The following is a 26,778-nucleotide window of genomic DNA, read 5'->3' on the forward strand; positions in this document are numbered from 1 at the left end:
GCCCCCTTGCGCCGTCCATCCGACCAGAGGGACGCGCGGGGGACCAGGCAGAACAACAGGCAGAACCTCCAATGTGAGCAACCAGTCAGAGCAGGTCAGGGCGGGATGACCGGGGCAGGCGGTAGAAAATATGGGTAAGGCCGGACGACCAGGGGGACGAGGCACAAGGGATGGGCCGACCGGCCGCGTTCGGCGAACTGCTGCGCCACCACCGGCAGGCCGCCGGCCTCACGATCGAGGACCTGGCGGAGGCGTCGGGCATCAGCGTCCGGGCGATCGGCGACATGGAGCGCGGTCGCAGCCGCACCCCGCAACGTCGCAGCGTCGCTGCCCTGGCCGACGCTCTGCCCCTGACACCGGGCGAACGCGAAGCCCTGCACGAGGCCGCCCGGGCCGGACGCCGCCGCGGCGGCCCGGAAGGGACCGTCCGAGCCGAGGGGCCTGCCAGCGAGCCGCAAGAATCCGCCCCGTCCGAGGCTCGCTCTCGGGCACACGCTCCGAACGGATTGCCGCGCGGCGTGCCCGACTTCACCGGACGCATCGACGAGCTGGCCAAGCTGACCGCGCTGGCCGAACTGACCGCGTCGGCCAAGCTGACCGCGTCGGCCAAGCTGACCGCGTCGGCCAAGCTGACCGCGTCGGCCAAGGGCGACGCCGTCGCCGAGGCCGTCGCCGAGACCGGTCCGACGGTGACCGTCGCGGTGTCCGGCGGGCCTGGCCTGGGCAAGACCGCGCTGGCCGTCCGGGCCGCCGAACTGCTCGCCGAGACCTTCCCCGACGGCGTGCTCTTCGTGGACCTGCGCGGCATGGACGAGACACCGCTCGATCCCGCCGACGCGCTGACCCGGTTGCTGCGCGGCCTCGGCGTCGCCGACCGGCACGTCCCGCAGGACGCGCTGGAGCGCGGCGCGCGCTTCCGCGAGCTGATGCGCGAGCGGCGCGTGCTGGTCGTCCTGGACAACGCCGCCACGGAGGCGCAGGTCCGGCCGCTGCTCCCCGCGGACGGCCCGGGCCTCGTCCTGGTCACCAGCCGCCGCACCCTCGCCGGCCTGGAGGGCGTCCACCACCTGCCGCTCGCGGAACTCGCCCCGGCCGAGTCCGTCGCGCTGCTCCGGAAGATCACCGGCGGGGACCGCGCCGAGCTGGACCGCATCGCGCGCCTGTGCGGCCACCTGCCGCTCGCCCTGCGGATCGCCGCGAACCGCCTGCTCAGCCGGCCCGGCTGGACGGCCGGGCAGCTGGCGTCCCGGCTCGCGGGCGAGGAGCGCCGCCTCCAGGCCCTGTCCGCCGGGGACCTGCACATCGCGGCGGCCTTCACGCTCTCCTACCGGCAGCTCGGCGAGGAGGCCCGGCGCACGTTCCGGCGCCTCGCCCTGATCCCCGGTCCGCACTTCGGCGCGGCGCTGCCCGCCGTCCTGACCGGCCGGTCCCTGCCCGACAGCGAGGACGCCCTGGACGAGCTGGTCGATCTCGGCCTCCTGCTGTCGCCCTATCCGTCCCGGTACCGCCTGCACGACCTGGTCCGCCTGTTCGCCCGCGAGCGCCTCGTCGAGGAGGAGCCCGCCGAGGAGCGCGAGGCGGCCGGCGAGGCCATGGAACGCTGGCTCCTGGACACCGCCACCCGGGCGGGACGGTGGTTCGAGCCCGGCTACGGCGCCCCGGCCGTCCAGGATCCGCTCGCGCCGCTGACGACCGCCGCCGAGGCGCAGGCGTGGCTGGAGACCGAGAGCGTCCACTGGCTGCCCGCGCTGCGCGCCGCCGCGGTGGACCGCCGCCCGAGCGTCGTGGACACCGCCGAGGCCATGCACTGGTTCTCCGACCGCTGGGTCCACTGGGGACGCTGGTCGGAGGTGTTCTGCCTCGCCCGCTCGGCCGCCCGCGCGCTCGGCGACACCCGCGCCGAGGCCACCCACCTGAACTACCTGGCCTGGGCCGCGTCCACCGCCGAAGGACGCCACCAGGACGGCCTGGACCACGCTCTCGAAGCCCTCGAACTCGCCCGGGCCGCGGGCGACCGGACGCAGGAGGCGTGGGCCCTGGCCTACGCCGCCTACGCCTGCCGCGGCCTCCCCGACTGGTCCCGGACGGCCGACCACGCCCGCCGGGCCGCCGACCTGTTCGCCGCCATCGGCGACAAGGAGGGCTACCCGCAGGCCCGCAACGTGCTGGGCGACGCGCTGCGCCACCTGGGCCGTCCGGACGAGGCGCTCCGCGAGCACCTGGAACTGCTGGACGACCTGCGCGACCCGTCCTACGGCGGTTCACCGGACGTCCGCGAGTTCAGCCTCGGCCTGACCCTGCGCCGGGTGGGGGAGGACTACGCGGCCCTCGGCCGCTGGCGGGAGGCCGCCGACCATTTCGCCCGGGCGATCCCGGCGCTGCGCAACCAGGGCATCGTCTCGGGCGTCCCGCTCGTCGCCCACCTGCTGGGCACGGCCTTCCGGGAGCTGAACCGCATCCCGGAGGCCCGCAGCTCCTACCGCCAGGCGATCGAGGGCTACACCCGGATCGGCGAGAAACTCCAGGCCGCCGAAGTCGCCAAAGACCTCGCCGCCCTCCCGCTCCCACCCCGCCCCTCCTGACCCGCCCCCGCCGCCCCTCGACGCGAGCCGCCGCGCTGACGCGAGCCGCCGCCCGCTGGCGCGCTGACGCGAGCTGACGCGCTGACGCGAGCTGTCGCGCTGACGCGAGCTGTCGCGCTGACGCGAGCTGTCGCGCTGGCGGGAGTCGTCGCGCTGGCGTGAGTCGTCGTCTTTAGGGCGAGCCGTCGTCTTTGACGCGGGGCCGCCGTACCTGCGCGGGGACGTCGTTGTCTGAGGCGAGCCGTCGGTCTCTGGTGTGGAGGGTCGGCGACGGGGCGCGGACGGCCGCCGTTCCGGTGTCGGAGACGGGGCCGTCCGCCACCCCCGGTCGGGACGGGTGACCTCAGTACGTTCTGACGACGAAGTCGAAGGACGCGTCGTAGTTGCCGTCCCCGCGTCGCCGTGAGGTGATGGAGCAGTTGGGGTCGATGAGCTGGTCCTGCGCGTTGAGCCAGGCGAAGTCCAGCCCGTAGGCCTGGGTGTCGTCGGGGAAGAAGAGCTGGGTGGTCAGGATCGGCCCGCCCCGCGCCTGCACCTTGACGTGGATGTGCGGCGTGCGGTGCGAGTACTCGTCCTCGTAGTCGGAGGGAATGATCGTCGAGAGGGCGTAGGCCCCGGTGCCGGACGTGTACTGGTGTCCGCGCAGGGTGTAGCCCTCGTTGTCGTAGTAGCCGGAGCTGTCGCACTGCCAGAAGTCCAGCAGCGCGCCGGCCAGCGGCTGGCACCGGCGGTTGTAGACGGTGCCGGTGAGCGTGAGCAGGACGCCGTTCACGCCGGGGGTGATGTCCGTCCGCTGCGGGGAGCCGGGCTCGAAGTACGGTCCCTCGATGTTGGCGTCGGTGACCGAGCCGGGCGTGCAGGCCAGCTTGCCCGGCTTCGCGGCGCCGGAACCGGGCGTGGGACCGGGCCGCCCGGTCGCGGCGTTGCCGGTGGCGACGCCGGTGGCGGCCAGGCCGGCGGCGGCGGCGCCGACGAGCCCGGCCTTCATGACGAGCCTGCGCGCGGGGCCGGCGTGGTCGGGACGGGCGTCGCCGGGGCTGCTGACATCGGGGTTCGGGCTGTCGGCGGCGGGATCGATCCGCTCGTGCTTGTCGTTCATCGTGCTCCTCCGGGGGGTCGTCCGCCGGAATCGGCGATGGCGGGGAGGTGACGGCGGCGCGGTTCCGCAGGTCGGCGACCGGTGGATCGGACCGGCGGTCACGCGCGCGAGGGAAACGGTGCCGTACGTCGTGACGGCGGGCGCCCGGCCGACGTCGCCGGGCCCGGGGAGCGTCGTGACCGGATACGTCATCACTGTCACGATGATGTACGATCTCGTATTAGATTCGATGATCGGGCACTCGGAGTCAAGGCCGCGGTCAGGCCGATTTCCGCCACCTCCGGCCTCTCGGCCACCTCCGGTCTCTCGGTCCCCGGCCGCTCTCGGTTCCCGGCCGTTCCGTGCTCACCGAGCGGCGCAGCCCCGCTCCGGCATCAGAGAGCGGTGCAGTTCGGCTTGGTTCTCAGCCCTCGTCGAGCGAGAAGCGCAGGTACCGGTCCGCGGATCGCCGCACCGCCGCCGCCCCGTCGGAGGTGACCACCCGTCCCCAGAACGCCCCGTAGATGCGCTCGAACGAGAGCGGCTCCACCAGCGACAGCGCGCGCCGGATGGTGCTCGGGCGCTCCGGGATGAAGTTGGGGATGCTGTACATGAAGCTGACCCACCGGCGGTCCATCACGACCAGGAAGATGTCGCCGCTGAACAGCGCGCCCCGCCCGTCCGGGTCGTCGGACCAGTGCAGGACGGTGCCCCCGGCGAAGTGCGTGCCCGCGTTGATCAGCGTCAGGCCGGGGGCGAGCCGGTGGGTGTCGCCCGTCCAGTACTCGATCACCGGGTCGGGCCGTCCGACCCACTCGCGGTCGGCGGCGTGGACGTGCACGGGGGCGTCGAAGGCGCGCCCGTACTCGGTCATGACGCCGTAGAAGTGCGGATGGCTGACGGCGATCGCGCTGATCCCGCCGAGCTTCTCGATCTCGGCGCCGAGGTCGTCGTCGAGGTAGCCGACGCAGTCCCACAGGACGTTGCCGGACGCCGAGCGGATCAGCAGCGCGCGCTGGCCGATGGAGACCGCGGGCTCCGCGCCGATCCCGATCACACCGGGTCCCTCCTCGGCGATCCGTCCGCGCCGGCCCTCCGCCTGAAGGCCGGCGAGCGTGGTCCACTGCTGGCCGTCCCAGCCGACGTACTGCCGCTCGTCCAGGCAGATCGGACAGTCGGAGCGCGCCGCCCCGTACTGCACGCCGCAGGTGCTGCAGATCGGAAGCCGCGCACCCGTCTCCGACACGACCCGACGGGAAGAAGACACCGGAACCCACCTCTCCAAGAATCCGCCCACGAGCTTCCCAGGGTCACCGACCGACCGTGCTCGCGGACGTTCCGCGCCCCCGCACCAACGGCAGGTACACCTCGTCCACGATCTCAATGAGGACGTCATCGGGCGCGGTCGGCACCCCGCGAACGACGAACTCGTTGCGCAGCAGAAAAACGGCCACCGTGGCGACGCGCGGATGGAGCGCTTCGGGCGCCGCTTCGCCGCGTGCGACCGCCCGCTCCAGCACGGTCAGCCACGGCGCGGCGGCGGCGTCCTCGGACTGGTCCTGCAACTGCGCCACGAGTTCCGAGGCCCCGCCTGCCGCGGCGAAAAGCTCTTTCAGGATCGCGCCGAGCGGGGAACTCCAATGCCGGTTCGCCCCGCGCAGCAATTCGAGGACGTCGCCGCGCAGAGTGCCGGTGTCCGGCACCGGAACGGTCGTGGCCAGCCGCCGGTACGCGGCGATGCCGAGCGCGAGCCGGTTGGGCCACCGCCGGTAGATGGCGTTCTTGTTCGTCCCGGCGCGGACGGCGACCTTGTCCATGGTCAGCCCGGCGTATCCGGACTCGGTCAGCTCGTCCACCGCGGCCCGCAGGATCGCCTCCTCCAGGACCGCTCCGCGCCGCCGCGTGGCCTTCCCCTCCATGGCGACCAGAGTACGGCCCGTGCCCTAGGAGGCGGGGCCCACGTGGCCGGTCCGCCACGCCCAGGCGGCGATCTCGACGCGGTTGCGGGCGCCGAGTTTGCGATGGACGGCCGCCACGTGGTTCTTGGCGGTGCCGGGGGAGATGAACAGCTCCGCGGCGATCTCCGCGTTGGTGCGTCCCCGGGCGACCAGCCCGGCGACCTGGAGCTCCCGTTCGGTGAGGTCGTGCGGGTCCGGTTCGTCCGCCGGGGCGGCGTCCTTGAAATGGGCGAGGAGGCGGGCGGTGATCGCCGGGCTGAGGAGCGCGTCGCCGGACGCCGCGGCGCGGACGCCCTCGACGAGCAGCGCGGGCCCGGACCGCTTCAGCAGGAAGCCGCAGGCCCCGGCGCCCAGGGCGGCGTGGACGTACTCGTCCAGGTCGAAGGTGGTGACGACCACGACGCGCAGCGGGTCCGGCAGGTGCGGGCCGGCCAGGAGGCGGGTGACCTCCACGCCGTCCCGGCCGGGCATCCGGACGTCGGTGAGCACCACGTCGGGACGCAGCCGGCGGGCCAGGTCCACGGCGGCGACGCCGTCCGCGGCCTCCCCGACGACCCGCATGTCGGGCTGCGCGTCCAGGATGAACCGGAAACCACCGCGGACGTCGTCCTGGTCGTCGGCGACGACGATCCGGATGGTCATGGCCGGGAGCGTACCCGGCCGAGCGGCAGCACGGCCGTGACCTCCCAGCCCCGGCCGCCGGGCGCCGGACCCGCCGCGAACTCCCCGCCCGACGCTCTGACACGTTCGGCCAGGCCGTCGAGCCCGCGTCCGCCGAGCCCGTCGAGCCAGCGTCCGCCGAGCCCGCCACCACCGAGCCCGCCGAGCCCGCGTCCGCCGAATGTGCGGTGCCGGCGCGTCCGAGCAGGGGCGTTGTCGGCGACGTGCACGCGGACGGCGGGTCCGGCCACTTCCGTGACGGTGACGGTGATCGCGGTCGCGTCCGGTGCGTGCCGCCGCACGTTCGTCAACGCCTCCACGACCAGGCGGTATGCCGTCGCCGCCACCTCGCGGGGCGGGTCGTGGACGTCGATGTCGATGCTGATCCGCGCGTCGCACGACTCGGCGAACCGCTGCGTGAGGCCCGGGAGGTCGTCCAGGCCGTACGGCCGTGGCCGCGGGGTGTCGTCGTCCGTTTCGTGAAGCATGTGGACGGTGCGGTCCATGGAGGCCAGCGCGCGCAGACCGGCGTCCTCGATGCGCTTGAGCGCGGCGCGCGCCACCTCGGGATCCGGACTGATCTGCGCCGCCTGCGCCTGGACGACCATCCCGCTGACGTCGTGCGCGACGAAGTCGTGCAGGTCGCGGGCCAGATCGAGGCGCTGCGCGCGGCGGGCCGCGGCCACCGCGCGGGACCGTCGCGCGTCCAGCAACCGCGGGTACAGGGCGGTGGCGGCCGTCACGATCGCGACGGTTCCGCACAGCACGCAGCCGAGCACCGCGCCGCGCGCCGTCGCAGGCGGGACGACGTGCAGGGTCAACCGCAGCGGAAGGACGGCGATCGCGACGACCATCGCGGCTCCGCCGAGCGCGGCGGCGCGGCCCGGCGCCCGCCGAACCGTCAGCCTGAGCGTCAGGGCCGAGGCGATCAGTTCGGCCATCCACCACAGCGCCGTCCGGTTGTCCGCGGGACCGCCGTACAGCAGCGTCACCGCCAGCGACGCCACAGCGGCGGCGCACGCGACCGTGCCCTGCCGGACGCGCGGGAACGCGAGCAGTACCAGCACCGCCGCACACGCGAGCCACGCCGCCGCGGTGATCAGCGGCCCTACGCGCGAGACATCGGCGACAACCGGGACCGCCATCACGGCGAGGCCCGCGCCGCACCACCGAACCCGGCGGCTTGGCATCCGGACCATGCCGAAAGGACGAGGCGACCGTCCGGAAGACCTGCCGGACGGTCGATGTCCGGCGGCATCCCCGCTCCCGAGACTGTCCTCATGAACGATCACTCACGCATCGTAAACATCGGCCTGGTGCCGCTCGCCACGGCCGCGCTTTTCGCCGGCCTGGCCGTCCCCGCGGTGGCGAGCGTCCCTTCCCGCGTCGTCCTGCGTGCCGACACCGACCGCGACGGGCGCCTGACGTCCGCCGACGACGCCGGACGCGGCACCTGGACCGCCGCGCGCGGCGCGATCATGCTGCCGAACCTGGACGACGACCGGTCCCGCTGTCCCAAGGCCGCCCCGGACGGCGCGCGGCTCACCGACGCCGCTCTGGCCGCGTGCGGCGACGCGTCCGACGACGTGGTGAACGGCCCGTCCGATTTCGCGGACCTTGCGCGACTGGAGATCCCGGCGATGCGGAACCTCTCCGCCGCCGCGCACGCGACGCTGCTCCCGGACGCCGCTTCGCGCGACGAGATCCGTCTCTTCATCGAGCGCCAGGGCAGGTTCGTCGCGCTGGGCGCGGACGGCACTCTCCGCCCGGACGAGCTGCGTCATGGGGTCCGGCTAGCGATCGAGGCGCGCGACATCGTCCGCGACCCCGCCGTCTGGACGGGCTTCACCGACCTCACCCTGACCGTCACCGACAGGGGCGTCTCGCGAGCCGACCGGGACGCCGCGCGAGCCGACAGGGGCGTCTCGCGATCCGACCGCGTGCGGCTGCGCGTCGCGCCGGTGCTCTTCCAGAACGACCTGATGCCGCTGAAGCGGGCGGTCGTGGCAGACCCGCGGGCACCCGAGACCCTCGAAGGGCGCAAGGCCCCGAGCACACCCATCCCCGGAGCGGCCGGCTACCGTCGTGACCTGCGCAGAGCCCTCGACGCGGAAGGTCTTCGCCAGCCGTTCGACGAGTCGCCCTCGGGCGGCGACCGCTGGATGGGCGACATGTACAAGACCGCCTACGCGTCGATGCCGGGGCCGGGCGGCGCCGAACACCGCATCGTGGTGAACCTGAGGGCGCCCGCCGTCACGCCGGACTTTCCCGCTCGCGACCGTCCGTTGCGCGACGCGTCCCGCCCGGTCTTCACCAAGCTGCGCGGCCCGGACGTGGCCGGAGTCCAGCAGTTCGACGCCACCCGCGTGGACCGACCGGACGACAACCTCTACTACGGTTCGGCCGGCTCCACGGGCAATTTCGGCACGATCCCGCCCTACGGCGCATACCCCACCGGACGCATCGTGTACGGCGGCGAAGGCAAGTTCACCCCCGACCCGACGTTCACCCGGATGCTGGCCGCGCAGGGCTATCAGGATCCGGTCGTCGTGGACACCAGCTGGCTCGGAGTCGGGCACATCGACGAGTTCATGCATTTCGTCCCCGCCCGCAGCGCCCGAGGCTGGGCCATGGTGGTCGCCGACCCGCGCCTGGGTCTGAAGCTCCTGAAGGACCTCGCCCGCACCGGCGGCGGCTCTCAGCGGCTCGTCGACGGAGTCGATCCGTCAAAGACCGACAAGCCGGGAATGACCGTCGCGCAGGCCTTGCACGATCCGTCCCTGCTCGACGGCACTCGCATCGCAGGCCGAGGCGTCGACAAGGCCCTGCGGCAACTGCGCGAACAGGCGGGAATCACCGGTGAGGACATCGTCCGCGTCCCGGTGCTGTTCACCAAGCTCGCCCTGCCCGCCGGCTACCCGCGCACCGATCTGACGGTCGCCTACCTGCCGGACGCCGCCAACGGCATCGCCACGGGCACCACCGCCCGCGGCTACCTCGCCCCCGTCCAGCACGCGCCGAAGCGCGCCGGCAAGGACGTGTTCGAGCAGGCCACCGAACGAGCACTGGGGAAGGTCGGCGTCCACGTCCGCTGGATCGAGGACTGGGACTACGCCCACCACGTCGGCACCGCCGGCGGCGACGTCCACTGCGTCACCAACGTGGACCGCGACCTGCGCGGCACGACCGCCTGGTGGAGGTCCCCGAGGCCCTGACCGAAGGCTGCGGCTGGACGCTATGGACATCTGACGAACCTGCGGACGCCCCCTGTCCGGCCGGACGGATGCCCCCTAGTGTGTGGCTCCCTGAAGATCAGCAGAGAGGCATCCCCCCATGCTTCAGCCCGTCCGGATCATCGCCGTCTCGGTCGCCGCCGTCGCCGTCACCGGGTCGGTGTACGCCACCGCGTCGGTCTCGGCCACCCCCGGGGGCGGCACCGCGCCCCGCACCCGCATCGCGGGCCCCACGGTCGCGGCGGACACCCCCGCCGCCCCGGTCAAGGCCCAGGCGTGCGCCTACACGCAGGTGAAGCCGGTCAGCAAGTGGGTGGGCCTGCCCGTCTTCGACCCCGCCAAGGCGGCCAGGCCCTACACCGCGCGCCTGCGCACCACCCAGGGCACGATCGAGTTCGAGGCGCTGACCGACAAGGCGCCCTGCACGACCTACTCGTTCCGCTTCCTGGCCGAGCGCGGCTACTTCGACCGGACGCACTGCCACCGCTCCACCACCCAGCGGATCTTCGTCCTCCAGTGCGGCGACCCCACCGGCACCGGCAGCGGAGCGCCGGGCTACCAGTTCCCCGACGAGAACCTGGCCGGCGCCACCTACCCGGCCGGCACGGTGGCGATGGCCAACGCCGGACCCGGCACCAACGGCAGCCAGTTCTTCTTCGCCTGGAAGGACACCAAGCTCTCGCCCGCCTACACCCCCTTCGGCCGCGTCACCGAGGGCCTGGACGTCCTGCGCCGCATCGGCGAGGCGGGCAACGACGAGCAGAACAACCCGGGCGACGGCTACCCCCGCCGCTACACCGAGTTCCACAAGGTCCGGATCACCCGCCACTGATCTGCGCCGCCCCGCCGCTCCGTCCGTGCCGCCGTCCTCGATCACATCGCCGTTCCCGTGGTGGTCGTGATCACATGGAACCCGGCGGCGGCTCCGGACAGGACCCGGGTGTGGAGCTGTCAGCGCGCGCCCGGATACGGGCAGGTGACCCCGTCGCGTTCGGGGACCTTTTCGATGAGCACGCACGGGTGGTGTACCGCTACGCGGTCCGCGTCACCGGGGATTGGACGGCGGCCGAGGACATCGTGTCGCTGACCTTCCTGGAAGCGTGGCGGGTGCGGGCGAGGATCCGCCCGGAGGGCGAGTCGCTGCGGCCGTGGCTGCTGGGGATCGCAACGAACGTCCTGCGGAACGCGGCCCGGTCCGCCCGGCGGCACGAGGCGGCGATGAAGCGGATGCCCGGACGGGAGGTGGTGCCCGACTTCTCCGACGAGCTGGTGGGACGTCTCGCCGACGCCGAGGAGCTGGCCGCCGCGCGCGTCGCGCTCGGCCGGTTACGGAAGGCCGAACGCGAGGTCTTCACGCTGTGCGTGTGGGCGGGCCTGAACTACGCGGAGGCCGCCGAGGCGCTCGGCGTCGCCGAAGGCACCGTCCGTTCGCGGCTGTCGCGGGCCCGGACGCGGCTGCGCAAGCTCACCGAGACCGAACGGGAACTCCCGTCCGGCCGCGGACAGCTCATCGGTGACGACCGCGCGCCCGCGGTCCGGTCGAAGCAGGAGAGGCACTCATGAACGGCACCCCACGGCGCGGACCCGAATCCGACGAGCTGCCCGAGCTCGTCCGGCTCCTGCCGCCTCCGGGCGACCCGGAGCTCTCCGCCGGCCGGCACCTCCTCCTCAAGGAGCACCTGATGCTGCAGATCCGAGAGCCCGCGAGCGCCCCGCGACGCCCCAGGCGCCGCCGGTGGGTCCTGCTGGCGGCCCCGCTCGCCGCCGCGGCGGTGGCCGCGGGCCTGTTCGTCCTCCCGCACGGCGGCGACGGCCCGTCCCCGCGTCCGTCCGCGGCCGGCGCGGCCGGCGCGGACGGCAGCGCCGCAGTGCTGCTGGACCGCATCTCGCTCGCCGCCGCGCACCGGCCCGTCCCGCCGGTGCGTCCGGACCAGTTCGTCTACATCAAGAGCAAGGTCGCCTGGACCACGCAGACCGACGACGGGCCGCGGGTCCTGCAGCCGCTGCGAGAGCGGGAGGTCTGGCTGCCGCAGAGCCCCGGGAAACGCGGCCTGCTCCGCGAGGGGAACGCCGAGGGGAAGACGATGGTGCTGGTCGGCACGGACCGGGACCTGACCTACCGCAGGCTCGCCGCCCTGCCGACCGAGCCCGGCGCCCTGCTGGACGGCGTCTACGCGAAGATCCCGAAGTCCGGCAAGACCGCCGCCCCGGCCGCCCGCGACGCCGCCGCCTTCGACGAGCTCGGCCGGCTGCTGGCCGAGCAGATCCTTCCGCCCAAGCTCGCCACCGCCGTCTACCGCGCCGCCGCGAAGATCCCCGGCGTGGTGGTGGTGCCCGACTCGGTGGACGCGGCGGGCCGGCACGGCGTGGCCGTCGCGCTGGTCGCCTACGGCGAGCGCCGCGAATGGATCTTCGACACCAGGACGCTGACCTACCTGGGCGAACGCGGCTACATGGTGGAGGACACCAAGCTGGCCAGGAAGGGAATGACCACCGCCACCACCGCGATCCTCCAGCGCGGCGTAGTGGACAAGCCCGGCGAACACCCCGCCAAGCCCTGACACCCCGCCACGCCCTGACACCCCGCCACGCCCTGACACCCCACCCCGTTCATCGCCTCGATGAGGACGCTCCCCAGTCCGGCGGAAGGAACCTCCAGGAGTCACGGCCCAGCCATTGCCCGAACGACAGCGGCCGGGCCGTGCTCCCGTGGTCACGTGACAGGGTAGGAGCTCCGACGCGTGAACCCACCGCCAAGCACGGCCATGTGGAGCGGTGATCTGGGAATGTCTCAGATCATGGCCGAGGAAGAGGAACCAGCCGGGACCGGGGACGAGTCCGATGAGCTGTACGTCGTCGTGCGTGAGATGACCGCCGACGTGTGCCAGCCCACTCAAGCCCGCGTCACGCCACCGCTGTTTCTGGCGGACGCGCGCCAACGTGCGGCGGAGGCGAACGCCACGGCCATGCCGGACATCCGGTACACGGTCCGACGCTGGAGCGACTGGAACCGCTGAGCGGCCACGGGAGGCGCTCTGCTTCCCGGCGCATGAGCGGCGCCCCCGTCCTCGGCCCCGTCCTCGGCCCCGTCCTCGGCACTGCCTGACCGGTCAGTGGTCGATGTAGGGGTCGGTGATCTCGCGTAGCCGGGTCAGGTTGTCGCGGAGCTGGTCCATGCGGCGCTTGCCGAGATGGGCCGTCCATTCCGCCTCGGTCTCGGCCTCGGCCTTGCGGGCGACGGGGACCAGCGCGAGGGCGCGGTCGGTGAGCCGGACGAGCCTGGCGCGCGCGTCACGGGGGTCGCGGGCGCGTTCCACGTATCCCGCGCGTTCCAGCTGGTCCACCAGGTACCCGGCGGTCTGCTTGGTCACCTGGGCGGCCTCGGCCAGCTCGGTGAGCCGGGTGCCGTCCTGCTGGACGCGCGCGAGCAGCTTGGCCTGCGCGGGCGTGATGTCGTCGATGCCGGCCGCCGCGAGGGCGGCGAACACCTTGGTCTCCATGGCCCGGTGCGCGATGTGCAGCAGCACGCCGAGGCTGACGTCCTCCGCCACGACCCCCCTTGAATTAGTCAGAACTTCTGTCTACTTTAGACAGAGAGGCTGATTAAAAAAAGTCAGACCATCGTACCGATGATCGCGAGGTCGCGGATGGACCGGACGGCGATGTGGACGGTCGTGGAGCGCGAGCGGTCCGGCCTGGCCGACCTGCTGAGCTCGTTGGACGACCGGCAGTGGGCGTGCCCGTCGCTGTGCGCCGGGTGGACCGTGCGCGAGGTGGCGGCCCATCTCACCCTCGGTCCGCGGATGGGCGTCCGCGCGGCGCTGATCGAGTTCGTCCGCGCGCGGGGCGACTTCGACCGCATGGTCGACGGCACAGCCCGGCGCGAGGCCCGCCGCCCGGTCGGGCAGATCTGCGCCGAACTGCGCCGGGCGTCCACCTCTCGCCATCTCGCGCCCGGCCAGAGCCTCGCCGACGCGATGCTGGACGTGCTGGTCCACGGCCAGGACATCGCCGTCCCGCTCGGCGTCGAGCGTCCGATGCCGCCGGAGCCCGCGCGCCTGTCGGCCGACCATGTCCTGCGACGAGGTTTTCCCTTCCACGCCCGCAGGCGCCTCGGCGGCCTCCGGTTGACGGCGACCGACGTCGACTGGTCCACCGGCGAAGGACCGCGGGTCGCCGGACCGATCGCCGCGCTGCTCCTGCTGCTCACCGGCCGCACCGACGCCGCTCTGCCCCGACTCGAGGGACCAGGGCTCGACGCCCTCCCGCGTCCGGTTTCCTGACACCTCGGAGGGGCCCGTGGCCGCCGACGACAGGCCCTCCCCTCCAACGACCCTGCGCACGGCGCGAATCCTCGACCCCACCCCGCGCCGGGCGCCCACCCGCCGAGCCCACCGCACACCGGCCCACGCCAGGACGAGCGGCGGACCCGTGATCACGCCACGATCGTCCGCCCTGCCGTCCGCCCCGACCGCCTCCGCGTCGTTGATCGGAGAACTCACGTGTCCTACTACCACCGCGAAGCCGCCCCGGCCGGACACCGACCGAACCCCCTACTGCTGATCTCCGGCCTCGTCCTGATCCTGGCCGGGACGGGGATCATGCTGATCGGCCTCCTCACCGCCCTGCGCACCTTCACGCAAGCCGGCCTTCACCAGGGCGACCTGGGCTCCGGACCGCACGCGCGTCACGACCTCGAACCGCTGGTGGACGGCTTCACCGCCCTCGTCATCGGGTGCACGATCATGACGGCGGGCCGCTACCTCTGGCGGGGCGCCCGCCGTCGCGGCTGGCGCGACCGGCTCGGCCGCCTCATGGTCATCTTCGGCTACGCCGACGTCGCGGTCGCTCTCTACGTCCTGAGCCGGTTCATCCTGCGCGCGCTCGATCAGGGCGGCCAGGAGACCTCCGGCCAGACCGTGATCCACGGGCTGATCGCCTGCGCGCTCGTGGCCCTCCCCGGCGTGGTGCTGGCCCTGCCCGGCCTCCGCATGGCCAAAGAGGACCCCCTGATGAAAGCCAGCGTGAAAGCAAAGCTCTGACAGCCCCCTAGGCAGCGCCGCAGCAGAAAGCCGGCTCCACCCGCGGCGAACAAAGAGCTGTCTCATTCTGTCCAGCTAGCGGCGACGTCGACTGCGCCGGCGACGGCGGGGCGAAAGCGGGATGCCGCGGATGGCGCGCAGGCAACTGCCCACCAGGTAGACGAGCGCCCCGGCGCCGCCCACCTCGCCGACACGCTGTGCCAGCACCGTCGCCAGCCCCACGGCGCGCACGTGAGCGACCGCGCTGACCAGCAACGCCAACAGCGACGCCCGCTCGACCGTCCAGGAGGACGCCAGCACACGGTCCACCGGACGCATCAGCGCCTCCCACGCGTCCCCGGCCCTCAGCACCGCCATCGCGCGAAGCACGCCCAGGGCGTGGGCCACCCGGCGGCGACCACTCGGCGGGGTCCCCGCCGCGGTCGGCGCCGCCAGGTCGGCGAGGAACTCCTCATCCCGCCAGGACCGTTTCCGTCCGCCGAGCAGCACCGCCACCGACACCAGCGTGCGCGACGTCCTGTCGGCGCCGCGGACGGCCGCCGTCCGCCAGGGCACCCGACCGAGTGCCTCGACCAACCCGTAGAACAACGACGAGACCAGCACGCAGACGGCTCCGGCCAGCACCCCGACGATGGCTGCGACGGCCAGTCCGCCCAGCAGTCCGGCGGCGGCTCCAAGTCCCACACCGGTCGCACCCGGGACCGCATGGTGAACGGCCCGGCCCGCCGTGGCTCCGAGCCAGAAACCTGCGGCGAGTCCGGCAGGAGGGGACACCGCGAGCGCCAAGCCGAACTCCGGCCCCGTGGACTGCGCGACCTCCAACGTGGCGACCGGATCCCCCGGAAGAACACGATCTGCCCCCTATGTCGAGAACGAGCTACATCCGTCAGCGCACCCGCCCGCCCCGGCATGGCAGCTTGGCAAGGCCTCGCTGAAGGGCGACCGCGTCATGCGCCGGCGACGGCGGAATCCAGATGGGCGCCTCTTCGCGGAATCGCGTATTCCGCTGGTCGAGCAGCAGATGACAAATGATCGTTTGCGAATGGTCCTTCAGTGCCAAAGCCAGTCGCCGATCACCCGTCACACTATCGCTGAGCCCGCCTCCGCCCCCGAGCAAGGACAGTTTCGTGCGCAGCCATCTCGGTAGAACAAAACTGCTCGCCGCCGCCCTCGCGCTGGCCGGATCGACGGTCGTCGCGGCTCCGGCCCAGGCGGACGCCAACCCGTACCAGCGCGGGCCGGACCCGACCGAAGCCAGCGTCACCGACGCGAAGGGACCTTTCGCGACCGCGACGGTCACGGTGCCGGCGGGCGGCGGCCGGGGATTCAACGACGGCGTCATCACCTACCCCACCGACCAGAGCCAGGGCACCTTCGGCGCGATCGCGGTGATGCCCGGATTCGTGTCGCCGGAAGGGGCGATCGAATGGTACGGCCAGCGCCTGGCCTCCCAGGGCTTCGTCGTCCTCACTCTGGACAGCGACAACCCGTTCGACCTGCCGGGCGCCCGGAAGGACCAGTTGCTGGCCTCGCTCGACTACCTGATCACCAAGAGCCCGATGAAGGACCGCATCGACCCGAGCCGTCTGGCGGTCATGGGCTGGTCGATGGGCGGCGGCGGGACCATCGAGGCCGCCGCGCAGCGCCCCGCGCTCAAGGCCGCCGTCGGCCTGGCTCCCTGGGACATCTCTCCGCCCCTCGGCAGCGTCACCACCCCCACGATGCTCATCGCCGACGACACCGACGTCCTCGCCCCGACCGGGCTCATGGCCAAACCGTTCTACGACGGCATGAGCAAGGCCAGGGACAAGGCCTTCTTCGAGCTCAAGAACGCCGATCACTTCACCTTCACCACACCGAACGACACCATCGCCAAGTACGTCATCTCGTGGATGAAGCGGTTCGTCGACAACGACACTCGCTATGACCAGTTCCTGTGCCCGACTCCCACCGGGAACCCGGCCATCACCCAGTTCCTGGACACCTGCCCCCTCAAATAACGCATGACCGTATGAGGGCGGGCAGCAGCCGTGCGCGAGAAGCCGGGCCCCAGTGACCTCGACGCCTTCCTGGCGATGGGCCGTCCGAAGAACCGGACAGCAGCGTCGAAGCGCCCCTGGAGTCCGGCCGCCCCGGGCGGTTCCCTGGCAGGGTTGCCTGGCCGCTGACCGGGACGCCGCTTATCGCCGCCGTTGCCCCCAGCTTGCTGATCGCTGGCGAAGCCGCCCGCCACCTCGCCGCACGGCTCGGCGGCCCGGTGCTGTGCGCGCACCTGGCCGCCGAGGAGTTCACCTTCGGGCAGTTCTACAAGGACGCGCCCGCCATTGTCCGCTTCACCGTGTAGACCTCGGCGAAGCGGGGCGTCGGCGCGATCAGGCTCCGGTGGGGTTCAGAGACATGTCCACGAGGGCGGACTGGCTGAGCGAGGACGTGCCGCAGACCCAGATGGAGCCGGGCAGGTTGGCGTCGCCCGCCTGCAGAGTGACCTGGAACCGGGCGGTGTGCTCGGAGCGGATGACTTTGGCGGCGGTGAAGAAGGTGGTCCCACCCTGAGAGGTGATGACCTCGCCGCGGCGCAGGGTCCAGTCAATGGCGACCCCGTTCGGGTTGGCGCTGTTGAACGCGAAGCCGTTGGCCGCCAGGAACGACCCGCTCGACAGATGGACGTTGAGCGGTCCGGCGCACACGGTGGCGCCGCGCGTGACCGTGCCCTGGGCGCTGGCGGCGTCCGAGCCGGTGGCGGCCGAGGAGGCGGTGTCGAGGGCCAGCACGGCGGCGACAGCCGTGATCCCGGCGGAAGCCGCGGCGATGGCGGCCTTGTGTCGTGAAACTGGCGGCCGAAGCCGCGCGCGGATTCCAGGACGCATGAGTGCGCCCCCTTTCCAAAAGGACAACGGACGGGCCCGACGGAGCTCGCCCCTTCCCAGGAATTCACGGAAGCCGGTCAGGCCGAGTTCATCGCGCCCGCTGTCCGGACGCGGCCACGCTCACCCGCGCGATGGAGGAGCCGCAGCCCCGATGAGGTCCGACGGCCGCTGCACGACCTCGCGACGACCCGCGCAAGCCGCTGCGGACGATGTGCGGCGACCCGCCGTCGCCGCCGCGCCTCATCGGCCTTCGATCACGATCGGAGCGATGGGCGCTAGCTGCCGGTCGTGCCGTCGAGCATCTCGCGCAGGATGTCCAGGTGGCCGTTGTGGCGGGCCGTCTCTTCGGTGAGGTGGAGGAGGATCCAGCGCAGGTCGACGTGGAGACCGTCGCGGACGGTTCCCTTGGCCCGCGTGTCCAGGTCGGTCACGGCGACCAGTTCGCGGTAGCGGGCGCTCTGCTCGGCGTATTCGTCGAGCAGCTGCGTGAGCGGGAAGTCGACGGCGATGCGCATCTCGCGGTCGGGGTCCTCGTCGGTCCAGGGTCCCCGGTCCTCCTCGCCGAGGAAGACCACCTGGAACCAGTGGTACTCGACCCAGCGGAGGTGGTTGATCACTCCGCTCATGGTCATCAGCGGTGAGCCGGGCAGGAGCGCCTTGCGGGCGTTCTCCGCGGAGACGCCCTCGCACTTGGCGCGAGCGGTGTCCCGCGCGTAGTCGAGAAACGTGACGAGCTGTGTGCGTTCGTCCCACGCCGGCGGCATATCGGTGATTCTGCTCATCGCCCGAGCTTCCCCGATCACTACGACCGATGTCGAGGTGATTACCGGCGGACCCGAGCGCAAGAGGCACAGGCCCGACCTCCGAGTCGAACAGGGCGGACGCGACGAGATGGCGGCCGTGCCTCACTGACCGGATCCGGCAATCCGTGCCACCCCTCCGCTCAGCGCCCCTCACCGCCCGGACGACCTGCAAGGACCTCTCCCCGAGAGGCCGTGGGCCGCATCGAGGACGGAACCGGGCTGGCGGTTTCCGGCCGTCGGCCGGTATTGCCGGTGCGTAACCCGGATGTCACCGTGACAGTTGCCGAGGGGAATCGCGCGCACCCTCTGAGTGATCACGGGCCGGAGGCAACGGCCCGTCCCTCCCCCAAGAAGGCAGGATCATGACTGGTCTGCGCACGTCAAACCGCTGCTCGCGCTCGCTCTCGCCGCCGCACTGGCCACCGTCCTCGGCGTGACCCAGTACTTCGCCCGCGCACGCGCCCAGCAAGGCTGCTCGGCGGCCACCCTCCAGGGCACCTACCTGTTCGCCGGCGACGGCGTCTCGGTGTCCGGCAGCACCACCGCACCGCTGGCCTTCGCCGGCTCCGAACGCTTCAACGGCGCCGGAGCGGTCACCGGCATCTCCACCAGCAGCTTCAACGGCACCATCACCCGCAATTCGGCCTTCACCGGCACCTACACGGTCGCCTCCAACTGCACGGGAACCCTCACCATCGGCACCACCCTCCACTTCGACCTGTACGTGGCACCGTCCGGGAACGACTTCGTCTACGCCCAGACCGACCCGGGCTCGGTCAGCGCCACCACCGAACACCGCGCAACCCGCGCCTAGACCGAAGATGTTGCGGCGGGGTACCAGACCTTGAGGGTCAGGCCGATCCGGTCGGCCCGTCCCTCAGCGGGGCGGACCGAGGTGACGCCCGGCAGGGCGTAGCGGCGTCCGGTGCTGAGGGCGTACGTCGTTCCTCCCGCCGGGAGCCGCGCCCCATCGCGAGAACGCAGACGGCCGACAGACCGTGCCCCGGCCGATCGCGGCCGGGGCACGGGGGCGTCAGTCGGCCGGCCTCGTGGGCCACCAGACGCGTTTGCCCACGTCCAGGGCGAGAGCGGGATGAGGAGGCTGCGGACGACCAAGGTGTCGAGCAGGACGCCACCGGCGACGAGCAGGCCCTGCTGGAGCGCGCCGACGCAACTCGCGAACGACCCCGCCGGCCCCGGCCGGCCGGGACTCCTCGGGACCGGCCGCGGCAAGGTCGTCCCGGCCCTGCTGTGCCTGGTCGCCTTCATCGACCTGATCGACGTGTCCATCGTGAACGTCCCAGGTCGGGGGCGCGCTCGGCCTGGCGATCTTCTCAGCGATGGCCACCTCCCGCACCGACGACGTGCTCGCCTCGGGCGCCCGGCCGCAGGTCGCGCTCACCGTGGGCTTCCAGCGCGCCCTGCTCGGCGCGGCCGTGTTCATCGTCGCCGCGGCGGTGATCGCCCTGCGGGCCACCAACACCAGGGGCGAGATCCCCCGAGACGTCCCCACCGAAGCCCCCGAGCCCGAAACGGAGACCGAAACGCCCGAGACCAACGTGGTCGAGCCTGCCTAGCCACGCGTCACCGGGATGCCCGACCGGAAATCCAGCCTCCGACTGTCGGCCGCACCCGCACCACTGGCACGTCACGGCGCAGGTGCGAGCCGCGGAACACGAGGCGGTCTTCTCCGCCAGGAGGAGGCGCTCGCCGATCTGCCGGTTGGTCAGGGCCGGGGCGGGGCCGGGGTGAGGAGGGCGAGGGCCTGTTCGAGGGCCTTGCCGAGCGGGCCGCTGGTGTCGATCGGGGCGGCTTCGGGCCATGGCGCGGCGTGGGCGGACATGGCGGTGGCGATTCCGGCGTCGGCGTCGGACGGCCCGTGAGGGCGGGTGCGGATGCGCGCGGCCGCGATGTCCGGAGGCGTTTCGCAGCGGAAGGCGAGGAGCTCGGCGTGCGCTTCGTCAGCGAGCCCGACGAACACGGCGCGGTCGGGCGCGGACGTGCAGGAGGCGTCCAGGACGACGGTCTCGCCCAGGCGAAGGAGCCGATCGGCGCGGGCGGCCAGCTCGCGGTAGGTGCGCCGCGTCCACTCGGGGGAGTAGAGGCCGGTTCCGTAGGGGGCGGCCGCGGGAGCGGACGGGGCGAGCCCCGCGAGTTCCTTGCGGACGCGGTCGCTGCAGAGCAGGGCGCAGCCGAGGCGGTCGGCCAAGGCCCCGGCCAGGGTGGTCTTGCCGGTGCCGGGGAGCCCGCCGACCATGAGCAGGCGCACCTTGCCTGCGCGCAGGTGCCGCAGCGCGACCCGGGCGAGGGTGTCGGCTTCGGCGGCCGCGTCCGGGTCGCCCTGGGCGTGGCGCAGGCAGGCGATCTTGGCGCGGACGAACGCGCGGTAGGCGATGTAGTGGTGCCGCAGCGAGCGCGGCGCCGGGTCGGCGGCGTACTCGACGTACCAGTCGAGGAACCGGTCGGCCGAGTCGGGGGCGCCGAGGCGTTCGAGGTCCATGGCCAGGAACGCGGCGTCGTCGAGGCCGTCGAGGAAGCGCAGCCGGTCGTCGAACTCCAGGCAGTCCAGGATGCGGGGGCCGTCGTCGAGGCAGAAGATGTCGGTGGCCAGCAGATCACCGTGCCCGTCGGCGACGTGGCCCGCGGTGATGCGGGCGTCGAAGAGGGGCTCGCGGCCGGCGAGGAAGGCCAGGGCGAGATTCTCGATCTCGGTGGCCCGCGCCGCGTCGATCGCCCGGCCGTGGAAGGGACGCACCTGGTCGAAGCTCTGCCGCCAGCGGGCGCGCAGCGCGTCGCGGGCGCCCTGGGCCGAGATGTGCGGCCCGCGCGGTGCGCGGGCGTGCCAGGCGGCGAGGATCCGGGCGATGCCGCGGAGCGCGTCGTCCACCGGCGCGTGGTCCCTCACCAGGGCCGACAGGCGCCGCTCGGAAGGCATGCGCCGCATCACGACCAGGTGGTCGCAGGGCCGGCCGTCGGGACCGCTCACGTCGGCGACGCCCAGGTACACGTCGGGGGCGAAGCGCCGGTTGAGCTCGACCTCCCGGTGGCACGCCCGCTCGCGCAGCTCCCGGCTGCTGAAGTCGAGGAAGCCGAGGTCCACCGGCTTCTTCAGCTTGTAGGCGCGATCGCCGGCGAAGAAGACGATCCCGCAGTGGGTCTCGCTGACGGCGGCACCGGTCATGGCGATCACACCCTCGGGTAGTCGGCGGGCCGGTGGCGTCGTGCCCGCGGCCGGGCCGGGAGCCGAGCGGACGGGGACGCCTCAGACGCGTTCGGCGACCGCGCCGTGGTCGGCGCAGATCACGACCGGGCAGCGCGCCCGCTCCCGGACGGCGGGCACGGTGTCGCCGCCGAACGGGTTGCCGTGCTCGGAGTGCGCCCGGGCGCCGACGACCAGCAGCTCGGCGTGCTCGGCCGCGTCCGGCAGGACCGCTTCCGGCGTTCCGTGGAGGATGCGCAGGCGGGTGGTGAGGTGCTGCGCGCGGGGGACCGCTCCGGCGACCAGGTCGCGAAGCCGCAACCATTCGCGGGCCGTGCGCAGCGGGCGCGGACCGCGGTCGGCGCCTGTGCCTGCGCCTGTGCCTGCGGCTGCGCCTGTGCCTGCGCCTGCGCCTGCACCGGTGACGGCGTCGGTCTCGGTGTCCAGGACGTGGATGACGTCCAGCCGGGCGTGGCGCTCGGCGGCCTCGCGGGCGGCACGGTGAAGGGCCGCCATCGAGTTCGGTGATCCGTCCACGCCGACGACGACGCAACGCTGTTCGGGGATGACCCGCATCTGTGCCTCCTTGGCTCACTTCTCACTCTTCCGTTCAGGACGGCGGGGCAGGAGTGCCCAGCGTCCCGGCGGACCGGGACCTTCGGCCCGAGGTGCTCGAGCGGCGCGGCGGACGGCACGAGCCGGCCCGGCGGCACCGGCGGGTTTCTAAGGTTTCGGAGAACTGGTCATGGCGCCTCGACCCGGGTTCCGGCGGTTCCGGCCAGGAGCGCGGGCGCGTCGGTGAGCGAGCCGATCGCGGCGACGGCGCCGGGGCGCTGGTCGGCGAAGCGGCAGGCCGCCTCGGCCTTGGGGCCCATGGAGCCGGCCGGCAGCGGGATGCGGCGCAGCTCGTCCGGGGTGGCCTGGCGGACGGGCCGGGCCCGCGGCGTCCCGTGGTCGCGCATGACGGCGGGGACGTCGGTGAGCAGCAGCAGCGCGTCGGCCTTGAGCCGGGTCGCCAGCAGCGCCGCGGTCAGGTCCTTGTCGACGACGGCCTCGACGCCGTGATGGCCGCCGTCGGTGGGCACGCCGCCACCGCCCGCCGCGATGACCAGGCAGCCGACCTCGGTGAGGCGGGCGAGGGTCGGCAGCTCCACGATGTCGCGCGGTTCGGGGGACGGGACGACCCGGCGCCAGGCGTCGCCGTCGCGGCGCATGGCCCAGCCGTGCTCGACGCGCATCCGGTCCGCCTCGGCGGTGCCGTAGGCGCGGCCGACGAACTTGGCCGGGGCGGCGAACGCGGGGTCGCGGGAGTCGACCACGGTCTCGGTGAGGACGGCGACGATCTCCCGGCCGGGCAGGACGCGGCGCAGCTCGCGGGCGAGCCAGTAGCCGATCATGCCCTGCGTCTCGGCGCCGAGCACGTCGAGCGGGTAGGGGACCGAGAGCGCCGGATCGGCGGCGCTCTCGAGGGCCAGCAGCCCGACCTGCGGGCCGTTGCCGTGCGTGACGACCAGCTCGTGGTCGCGGGCCAGCGCGGCGAGGCCGCGGGCGGCCTGGCGGACGTGGGCGATCTGCACCGCGGCGTCCAGTGCCTCGCCGCGGCGCAGCAGCGCGTTGCCGCCGAGGGCGGCGACGATCCTCATCGGCGTCCTTCCAGGCGTCCGGTGAGCAGGGCGTACAGGACGGCCTGGGTGGCGGGCAGCCGGTTGGCGGCCTGCTGGAAGACCAGCGAGCGCGGGCCGTCGATGACCTCGGCGGTGACCTCCCGGCCGCGGTGGGCGGGCAGGCAGTGCAGGAACACCGCGTCCTCGGCGGCGTGCCCCATGAGCTGCTCGTTCACCTGGTAGGGGGCGAGTGCCCGGGTGCGGCGCTCGCGCTCGTCCTCGGGGTCGCCCATGGACAGCCAGACGTCGGTGTACACCACGTCGGCGCCCTTGACCGCCTCGGCGGGGTCGCGGGTGAGCAGGACGGTGCCGCCGCGCCGTTCGGCCTCCGCGGTGGCGAACGCGAGCGCCTCGTCCGCCGGGCCGTAGCCCGGCGGGGTCGCGAGCGCGATGTCCATGCCGGTGAGGGCGGCGGCCTCCATCAGGCTGCGGGCGACGTTGCCGCCGTCCCCGAGGTAGGCGACGCGGTGGCCGCGCAGGTCGCCGAAGCGCCCGCCGATGGTGAGCAGGTCGGCGACGGCCTGCAGCGGGTGATGCCCGTCGGTGAGCGCGTTGATCACCGGGACGGGGGCGGTGGCGGCCAGCTCGGCGACGTCGGCGTCGGCGAAGGTGCGGATCACGATGGCGGCGGCGTAGGAGCCCATCACGCGGGCGGTGTCGGCGAGGGTCTCGCCGCGGCGGAGCTGCAGCTCGTCGGGGCCGATGGCGACGGGCGTCCCGCCGAGCCCGGTCACCGCCGCCGCGGTCGACAGGCGGGTGCGGGTGGACGGCTTGGCGAAGTACATCGGCACGATCCGGCGGGCGAGCGCGTCGGGCGCCGATCCGGGGTCGTCCTGGAAACCGGCGGCGAGTCGCAGCAGCAGGGTCAGGTCGTCGCCGGACAGGTCGGCGATGCGCAGCAGGTCCTTCACGAGGTCACCTCTTTCAGGGGGTCGCGGTGGAGGGGGCAGCTCATGCAGCGGGGGCCGCCGCGTCCGCGGCCGAGCTCACCGCCGGGGATGGTGACGACCTCGACGCCGTGGCGGCGGAGCATGGTGTTGGTGGTGACGTTGCGCTCGTAGGCGACGACGACACCGGGTTCGACGGCGAGGACGTTGTCGCCGTCGTCCCACTGCTCGCGCTCGGCGGCCCGGACGTCCTGCTCGGCGGACAGCACGCGCACGCGGGGCAGGCCGAGGGCGCGGGCGATCGCGGGGAACAGCGCTTCGTTCTCCCCGACGAGCACCTCGCGGCCGGTGTCGCGGCCGGGGGTGAGGGTGTGGGACCGCAGCGACGGCAGTCCCGGGTAGGCGGTGAAGACGTCCCGGTCGACCATGGTCATGACCGTGTCCAGGTGCATGAACGCGCGGCGCCGCGGCAGCTGCACGGCGATGACGCTCCGGGCGGCGCCGGCGGTGAACAGCCGTCGCGCGAGCAGCTCGACGGCCTGGGGCGTGGTGCGCTCGCTCATCCCGACCAGCACCAGGCCGTCGCCGGGGACGTGCACGTCACCGCCTTCCAGGGTCGGCAGCCCGGCGTCGGTGCCGGGGTACCAGACGGGGAAGTCCTGGTCGGCGAACAGCGGGTGGTGCCGGTAGATCGCGGCGAGGTGGACGGTCTCGCGGCGCCGCGCGGGCCTGGCCATCGGGGTGCAGCGTCACCCCGCCGTGCAGCCACGCGGACGGGTCGCGGGTGAACAGGTGGTTGGGCAGCGGCGGCAGGACGAAGTCGCCGCCGTCCAGGGACGCCAGCAGCAGGCTGTGGGCGGCGAGGCCGAGCTCGTCCTTGGTGAGCCCGCCGATCAGGTGCCGGGCCAGGGTCTCGGGATCCAGGTCGTCCAGCGCGGCGCGGACCGGGCCGGCCAGGGTCGGGCCGAGCGCGGTCTCGGACGCGGTGCGGTCCAGCACCTCGGCCCGCGCCTCGTCGATCTTGACGGTCTCGGCGAGCAGCTCGGCGAGGTAGTGCACCTGGACGCCGCGTTCGCGGAGCGTGTCGGCGAACACGTCGTGCTCCTGGCGGGCGCGCCTGGCCCACAGCACCTCGTCGAACAGCAGGTCGTCCTTGTTGGCGGGGGTCAGGCGGAGCAGTTCCAGGTCGGGGCGGTGCAGCAGCACCTGCCGCAGCCGCCCGACCTCGGAGGAAACGGTGAACACGGAGGGGTGGTCCTTTCAGGCGGCCTGGGCGGGCGGACGGGTGTCGCCGGTGCCGTCGCCCGGCGCGGGGTCGGCGGCCCGCAGCGGCGGGCGCTGGGCGCGGTACTTCAGCCAGGCGTAGACGGGCATCCCGGCGAAGATCAGCAGCGTGCCCTTGTAGACGACCTCGTAGCCGGCGCCGGCGATCGCCCAGACCGAGTAGCCGAACGCCAGCAGCGCGATGACGGCGTCCCGGACGAGGCGCCCGCCGGAGAACGCGGCACGGTCGGTGGCCAGCAGCACCAGCTCGGCCACGGCGGCGTAGGCGTAGGGGATGACGGTGGTGAGGGTGGCCAGCAGGATGATGAACGTGAACTGGTCGACCAGCGAGGCGTTGTAGTTCATCAGCATCAGCCCGGTCGCCAGCACGCTGGACACCACCAGCCCGACCACCGGGGTTCCGCCGCGTCCGGTGCGGGCGAACGCCTTGGGGAACAGCCCGTCGCGCGCGGCGGCGAACGGGATCTGCCCCTGAAGCAGGATCCAGCCGTTCAGCGCGCCGAACGCGCTGATCGCGGCGCCCGCGGCGACCAGATCGGCCGCCCACCCGCCGAACGCCGCGTCGGCGGCGTCGGCGAACGGCGCGGTCGAGGTCGCCAGCGCCGCCGCCGGCACCAGCCCGAGGACGGCGACGGTGCCCAGGATGTAGACCAGCGCGGTGACCGCGGTCCCGGCGATGGTGGCGCGCGGGATCGTCCTCTCCGGGTCCTGGACGTCCTCGGCCGGGACGGTCGCCGACTCCAGCCCGATGAACGACCACAGCGTCAGCGCCGCCGCCGCGGTCACCGCGCCGAACGCGCTGCCGCCGCTCGCGTTGAACTTCCCGAAGTTCCCGGCCTCGACGAAGAACAGCCCGCCCACCGCGATCATCAGCAGCGGCACCAGCTTGACCACCGTGGTGACGACCTGCACGGCGCCGCCCTGCCGGACGCCATAGGCGTTGACCGCGGTCAGCAGCCAGATCGCCGCCAGCCCCACCCCCGCGGCGAGGACCTTGTCGTGCCCCAGCGCGGGCCAGAAGTGCGCCAGGTACCCGACGAACGCCACGGCGATCGCCGCGTTCCCGGCCCACACCGCGATCCAGTAGCCCCAGGCGGTCTGGAACCCGACGAAGTCGCCGAACGCCCGCCGCGCATAGGCGTACGGGCCGCCGGTACGCGGGTAGGCCCGCGCCATCCGCGCGAACACCAGCGCCAGCAGGATCGCGCCCGCCGCGGTGAACCCCCAGGCGACCAGGCTGATCGGCCCGTACTCGGCGAGCGAGCTGGGCAGCAGGAACACCCCCGACCCGATCATGTTGCCCACCACCAGGGCCGTGGCCATCCACAACCCCAGCTTCCGGCGGGCCGGTTGCGCCCTCATGAGTGCCTCCTTCACGAGCGGCGTGATCGCCGCGCCTTCAGCTGATCACCGCGGCCCGGTGCGGGGCGCCGGTCGTCCGTCCCGGGGCGGACGGACCAAGGTCCCGAGACCCGCGGCCCGTCCTCCGTCCCGGAGCAGGCAGAACAAGGCCCCGAAGAT

Annotated in this window: 28 protein-coding genes; 12 read left to right on the forward strand and 16 right to left on the reverse strand. The window is 73.1% G+C overall.

What is annotated here, in order from left to right:
* The first annotated feature begins 170 nt into the window (after nucleotides 1–170).
* Complete coding sequence (locus ACFPCY_RS22575; RefSeq protein ID WP_378258164.1) at nucleotides 171–2,582, forward strand: ATP-binding protein; 2,412 nt, start codon at nucleotides 171–173, stop codon at nucleotides 2,580–2,582.
* Nucleotides 2,583–2,925: 343 nt separating this feature from the next.
* Here ACFPCY_RS22575 and ACFPCY_RS22580 read toward each other — a convergent pair whose 3' ends face one another.
* The 5 genes from ACFPCY_RS22580 to ACFPCY_RS22600 all read right to left on the reverse strand — a co-directional run bounded on the left by ACFPCY_RS22580 (nucleotide 2,926) and on the right by ACFPCY_RS22600 (nucleotide 7,423).
* Nucleotides 2,926–3,681, reverse strand: coding sequence for a dioxygenase family protein (locus ACFPCY_RS22580; RefSeq protein ID WP_378258165.1), 756 nt, complete (start codon nucleotides 3,679–3,681; stop codon nucleotides 2,926–2,928).
* Nucleotides 3,682–4,084: 403 nt separating this feature from the next.
* Nucleotides 4,085–4,927, reverse strand: coding sequence for an MBL fold metallo-hydrolase (locus tag ACFPCY_RS22585; RefSeq protein ID WP_378258166.1), 843 nt, complete (start codon nucleotides 4,925–4,927; stop codon nucleotides 4,085–4,087).
* A gap of 43 nt (nucleotides 4,928–4,970) precedes the next feature.
* A complete protein-coding gene (locus tag ACFPCY_RS22590; protein ID WP_378258167.1) occupies nucleotides 4,971–5,579 on the reverse strand; it encodes a TetR/AcrR family transcriptional regulator in 609 nt (202 codons plus the stop codon).
* A 24-nt stretch (nucleotides 5,580–5,603) separates the two neighbouring features.
* The gene (locus tag ACFPCY_RS22595; protein WP_378258169.1) at nucleotides 5,604–6,260 is read right to left on the reverse strand and encodes a response regulator; all 657 of its coding nucleotides are present in this window, start codon (nucleotides 6,258–6,260) and stop codon (nucleotides 5,604–5,606) included.
* Nucleotides 6,257–7,423, reverse strand: coding sequence for a sensor histidine kinase (locus ACFPCY_RS22600; RefSeq protein WP_378258171.1), 1,167 nt, complete (start codon nucleotides 7,421–7,423; stop codon nucleotides 6,257–6,259). Before ACFPCY_RS22600 ends, ACFPCY_RS22595 begins: the two co-directional genes overlap by 4 nt.
* Before the next feature lie 135 nt (nucleotides 7,424–7,558).
* On the opposite strand from ACFPCY_RS22600, the gene ACFPCY_RS22605 reads away from it, so the two are divergent.
* The 5 genes from ACFPCY_RS22605 (at nucleotide 7,559) to ACFPCY_RS22625 (ending at nucleotide 12,528) form a co-directional block, all read left to right on the forward strand.
* Nucleotides 7,559–9,493 carry a protein-arginine deiminase family protein gene (locus ACFPCY_RS22605; RefSeq protein ID WP_378258173.1) on the forward strand — a complete coding sequence of 645 codons (1,935 nt, stop codon included), beginning with the start codon at nucleotides 7,559–7,561 and terminating at the stop codon, nucleotides 9,491–9,493.
* Between the two features lie 118 nt (nucleotides 9,494–9,611).
* Nucleotides 9,612–10,343, forward strand: a complete 732-nt coding sequence (locus ACFPCY_RS22610; protein WP_378258174.1) for a peptidylprolyl isomerase — start codon at nucleotides 9,612–9,614, stop codon at nucleotides 10,341–10,343.
* A gap of 110 nt (nucleotides 10,344–10,453) precedes the next feature.
* The gene (locus ACFPCY_RS22615) at nucleotides 10,454–11,074 is read left to right on the forward strand and encodes an RNA polymerase sigma factor (protein ID WP_378258176.1); all 621 of its coding nucleotides are present in this window, start codon (nucleotides 10,454–10,456) and stop codon (nucleotides 11,072–11,074) included.
* Nucleotides 11,071–12,072: a CU044_5270 family protein gene (locus tag ACFPCY_RS22620; RefSeq protein ID WP_378258178.1), complete on the forward strand. Its 1,002-nt coding sequence runs from the start codon at nucleotides 11,071–11,073 to the stop codon at nucleotides 12,070–12,072. Before ACFPCY_RS22615 ends, ACFPCY_RS22620 begins: the two co-directional genes overlap by 4 nt.
* A gap of 237 nt (nucleotides 12,073–12,309) precedes the next feature.
* The gene (locus tag ACFPCY_RS22625; RefSeq protein ID WP_378258180.1) at nucleotides 12,310–12,528 is read left to right on the forward strand and encodes a hypothetical protein; all 219 of its coding nucleotides are present in this window, start codon (nucleotides 12,310–12,312) and stop codon (nucleotides 12,526–12,528) included.
* A 93-nt stretch (nucleotides 12,529–12,621) separates the two neighbouring features.
* On the opposite strand, the gene ACFPCY_RS22630 is transcribed toward ACFPCY_RS22625, so the two are convergent.
* The gene (locus ACFPCY_RS22630; RefSeq protein WP_378258182.1) at nucleotides 12,622–13,062 is read right to left on the reverse strand and encodes a MarR family winged helix-turn-helix transcriptional regulator; all 441 of its coding nucleotides are present in this window, start codon (nucleotides 13,060–13,062) and stop codon (nucleotides 12,622–12,624) included.
* A gap of 78 nt (nucleotides 13,063–13,140) precedes the next feature.
* Between ACFPCY_RS22630 and ACFPCY_RS22635 the strand changes: the two genes are divergently transcribed.
* On the forward strand, nucleotides 13,141–13,794 hold the full coding sequence (locus tag ACFPCY_RS22635; RefSeq protein WP_378258184.1) for a maleylpyruvate isomerase family mycothiol-dependent enzyme: 654 nt from the start codon (nucleotides 13,141–13,143) through the stop codon (nucleotides 13,792–13,794).
* Nucleotides 13,795–14,013: 219 nt separating this feature from the next.
* Nucleotides 14,014–14,553, forward strand: a complete 540-nt coding sequence (locus tag ACFPCY_RS22640) for a hypothetical protein (RefSeq protein WP_378258186.1) — start codon at nucleotides 14,014–14,016, stop codon at nucleotides 14,551–14,553.
* A 75-nt stretch (nucleotides 14,554–14,628) separates the two neighbouring features.
* Here the strand turns inward: ACFPCY_RS22640 and ACFPCY_RS22645 are convergent, their stop codons facing one another.
* Nucleotides 14,629–15,375 (reverse strand): hypothetical protein, encoded by a 747-nt coding sequence (locus tag ACFPCY_RS22645; protein ID WP_378258188.1) that lies wholly within the window; start codon nucleotides 15,373–15,375, stop codon nucleotides 14,629–14,631.
* Between the two features lie 305 nt (nucleotides 15,376–15,680).
* Here ACFPCY_RS22645 and ACFPCY_RS22650 point away from each other — a divergent pair, with 305 nt between their 5' ends.
* Both ACFPCY_RS22650 and ACFPCY_RS22655 read left to right on the forward strand, forming a co-directional pair.
* Entirely contained in the window at nucleotides 15,681–16,553 is an 873-nt protein-coding gene (locus ACFPCY_RS22650) for a dienelactone hydrolase family protein (RefSeq protein ID WP_378258190.1), read from the forward strand.
* A gap of 203 nt (nucleotides 16,554–16,756) precedes the next feature.
* Nucleotides 16,757–16,897: a hypothetical protein gene (locus ACFPCY_RS22655; RefSeq protein WP_378258193.1), complete on the forward strand. Its 141-nt coding sequence runs from the start codon at nucleotides 16,757–16,759 to the stop codon at nucleotides 16,895–16,897.
* Nucleotides 16,898–16,925: 28 nt separating this feature from the next.
* On the opposite strand, the gene ACFPCY_RS22660 is transcribed toward ACFPCY_RS22655, so the two are convergent.
* Together ACFPCY_RS22660 and ACFPCY_RS22665 are read right to left on the reverse strand one after the other, a co-directional pair.
* A complete protein-coding gene (locus tag ACFPCY_RS22660; protein ID WP_378258195.1) occupies nucleotides 16,926–17,324 on the reverse strand; it encodes a hypothetical protein in 399 nt (132 codons plus the stop codon).
* Between the two features lie 371 nt (nucleotides 17,325–17,695).
* Nucleotides 17,696–18,202 (reverse strand): DinB family protein, encoded by a 507-nt coding sequence (locus ACFPCY_RS22665; RefSeq protein WP_378258197.1) that lies wholly within the window; start codon nucleotides 18,200–18,202, stop codon nucleotides 17,696–17,698.
* Between the two features lie 454 nt (nucleotides 18,203–18,656).
* On the opposite strand from ACFPCY_RS22665, the gene ACFPCY_RS22670 reads away from it, so the two are divergent.
* On the forward strand, nucleotides 18,657–19,037 hold the full coding sequence (locus tag ACFPCY_RS22670) for a hypothetical protein (RefSeq protein ID WP_378258199.1): 381 nt from the start codon (nucleotides 18,657–18,659) through the stop codon (nucleotides 19,035–19,037).
* A 526-nt stretch (nucleotides 19,038–19,563) separates the two neighbouring features.
* Entirely contained in the window at nucleotides 19,564–19,800 is a 237-nt protein-coding gene (locus ACFPCY_RS22675) for a hypothetical protein (RefSeq protein WP_378258200.1), read from the forward strand.
* Nucleotides 19,801–19,949: 149 nt separating this feature from the next.
* Here the strand turns inward: ACFPCY_RS22675 and ACFPCY_RS22680 are convergent, their stop codons facing one another.
* From ACFPCY_RS22680 to ACFPCY_RS22705, 7 genes are all read right to left on the reverse strand, one after another.
* Complete coding sequence (locus tag ACFPCY_RS22680) at nucleotides 19,950–21,404, reverse strand: bifunctional aminoglycoside phosphotransferase/ATP-binding protein (RefSeq protein WP_378258201.1); 1,455 nt, start codon at nucleotides 21,402–21,404, stop codon at nucleotides 19,950–19,952.
* An 81-nt stretch (nucleotides 21,405–21,485) separates the two neighbouring features.
* Nucleotides 21,486–21,998 (reverse strand): universal stress protein, encoded by a 513-nt coding sequence (locus tag ACFPCY_RS22685; protein ID WP_378258203.1) that lies wholly within the window; start codon nucleotides 21,996–21,998, stop codon nucleotides 21,486–21,488.
* A 167-nt stretch (nucleotides 21,999–22,165) separates the two neighbouring features.
* Nucleotides 22,166–23,065 (reverse strand): carbamate kinase, encoded by a 900-nt coding sequence (locus ACFPCY_RS22690; protein ID WP_378258205.1) that lies wholly within the window; start codon nucleotides 23,063–23,065, stop codon nucleotides 22,166–22,168.
* Nucleotides 23,062–23,997, reverse strand: coding sequence for an ornithine carbamoyltransferase (gene argF, locus ACFPCY_RS22695; protein WP_378258207.1), 936 nt, complete (start codon nucleotides 23,995–23,997; stop codon nucleotides 23,062–23,064). The genes ACFPCY_RS22690 and argF overlap by 4 nt, the downstream gene beginning before the upstream one ends.
* Nucleotides 23,994–24,665 carry an arginine deiminase family protein gene (locus ACFPCY_RS43130; RefSeq protein WP_465251234.1) on the reverse strand — a complete coding sequence of 224 codons (672 nt, stop codon included), beginning with the start codon at nucleotides 24,663–24,665 and terminating at the stop codon, nucleotides 23,994–23,996. Before ACFPCY_RS43130 ends, argF begins: the two co-directional genes overlap by 4 nt.
* A complete protein-coding gene (locus ACFPCY_RS43135; RefSeq protein WP_465251231.1) occupies nucleotides 24,574–25,218 on the reverse strand; it encodes an arginine deiminase family protein in 645 nt (214 codons plus the stop codon). The genes ACFPCY_RS43130 and ACFPCY_RS43135 overlap by 92 nt, the downstream gene beginning before the upstream one ends.
* A 15-nt stretch (nucleotides 25,219–25,233) precedes the next feature.
* Nucleotides 25,234–26,619 carry an amino acid permease gene (locus tag ACFPCY_RS22705; RefSeq protein ID WP_378258209.1) on the reverse strand — a complete coding sequence of 462 codons (1,386 nt, stop codon included), beginning with the start codon at nucleotides 26,617–26,619 and terminating at the stop codon, nucleotides 25,234–25,236.
* Nucleotides 26,620–26,778 lie beyond the last annotated feature (159 nt).

The organism is Actinomadura gamaensis, from assembly GCF_042652125.1.
GTDB classification, from domain to species: Bacteria; Actinomycetota; Actinomycetes; order Streptosporangiales; family Streptosporangiaceae; genus Spirillospora; species Spirillospora gamaensis.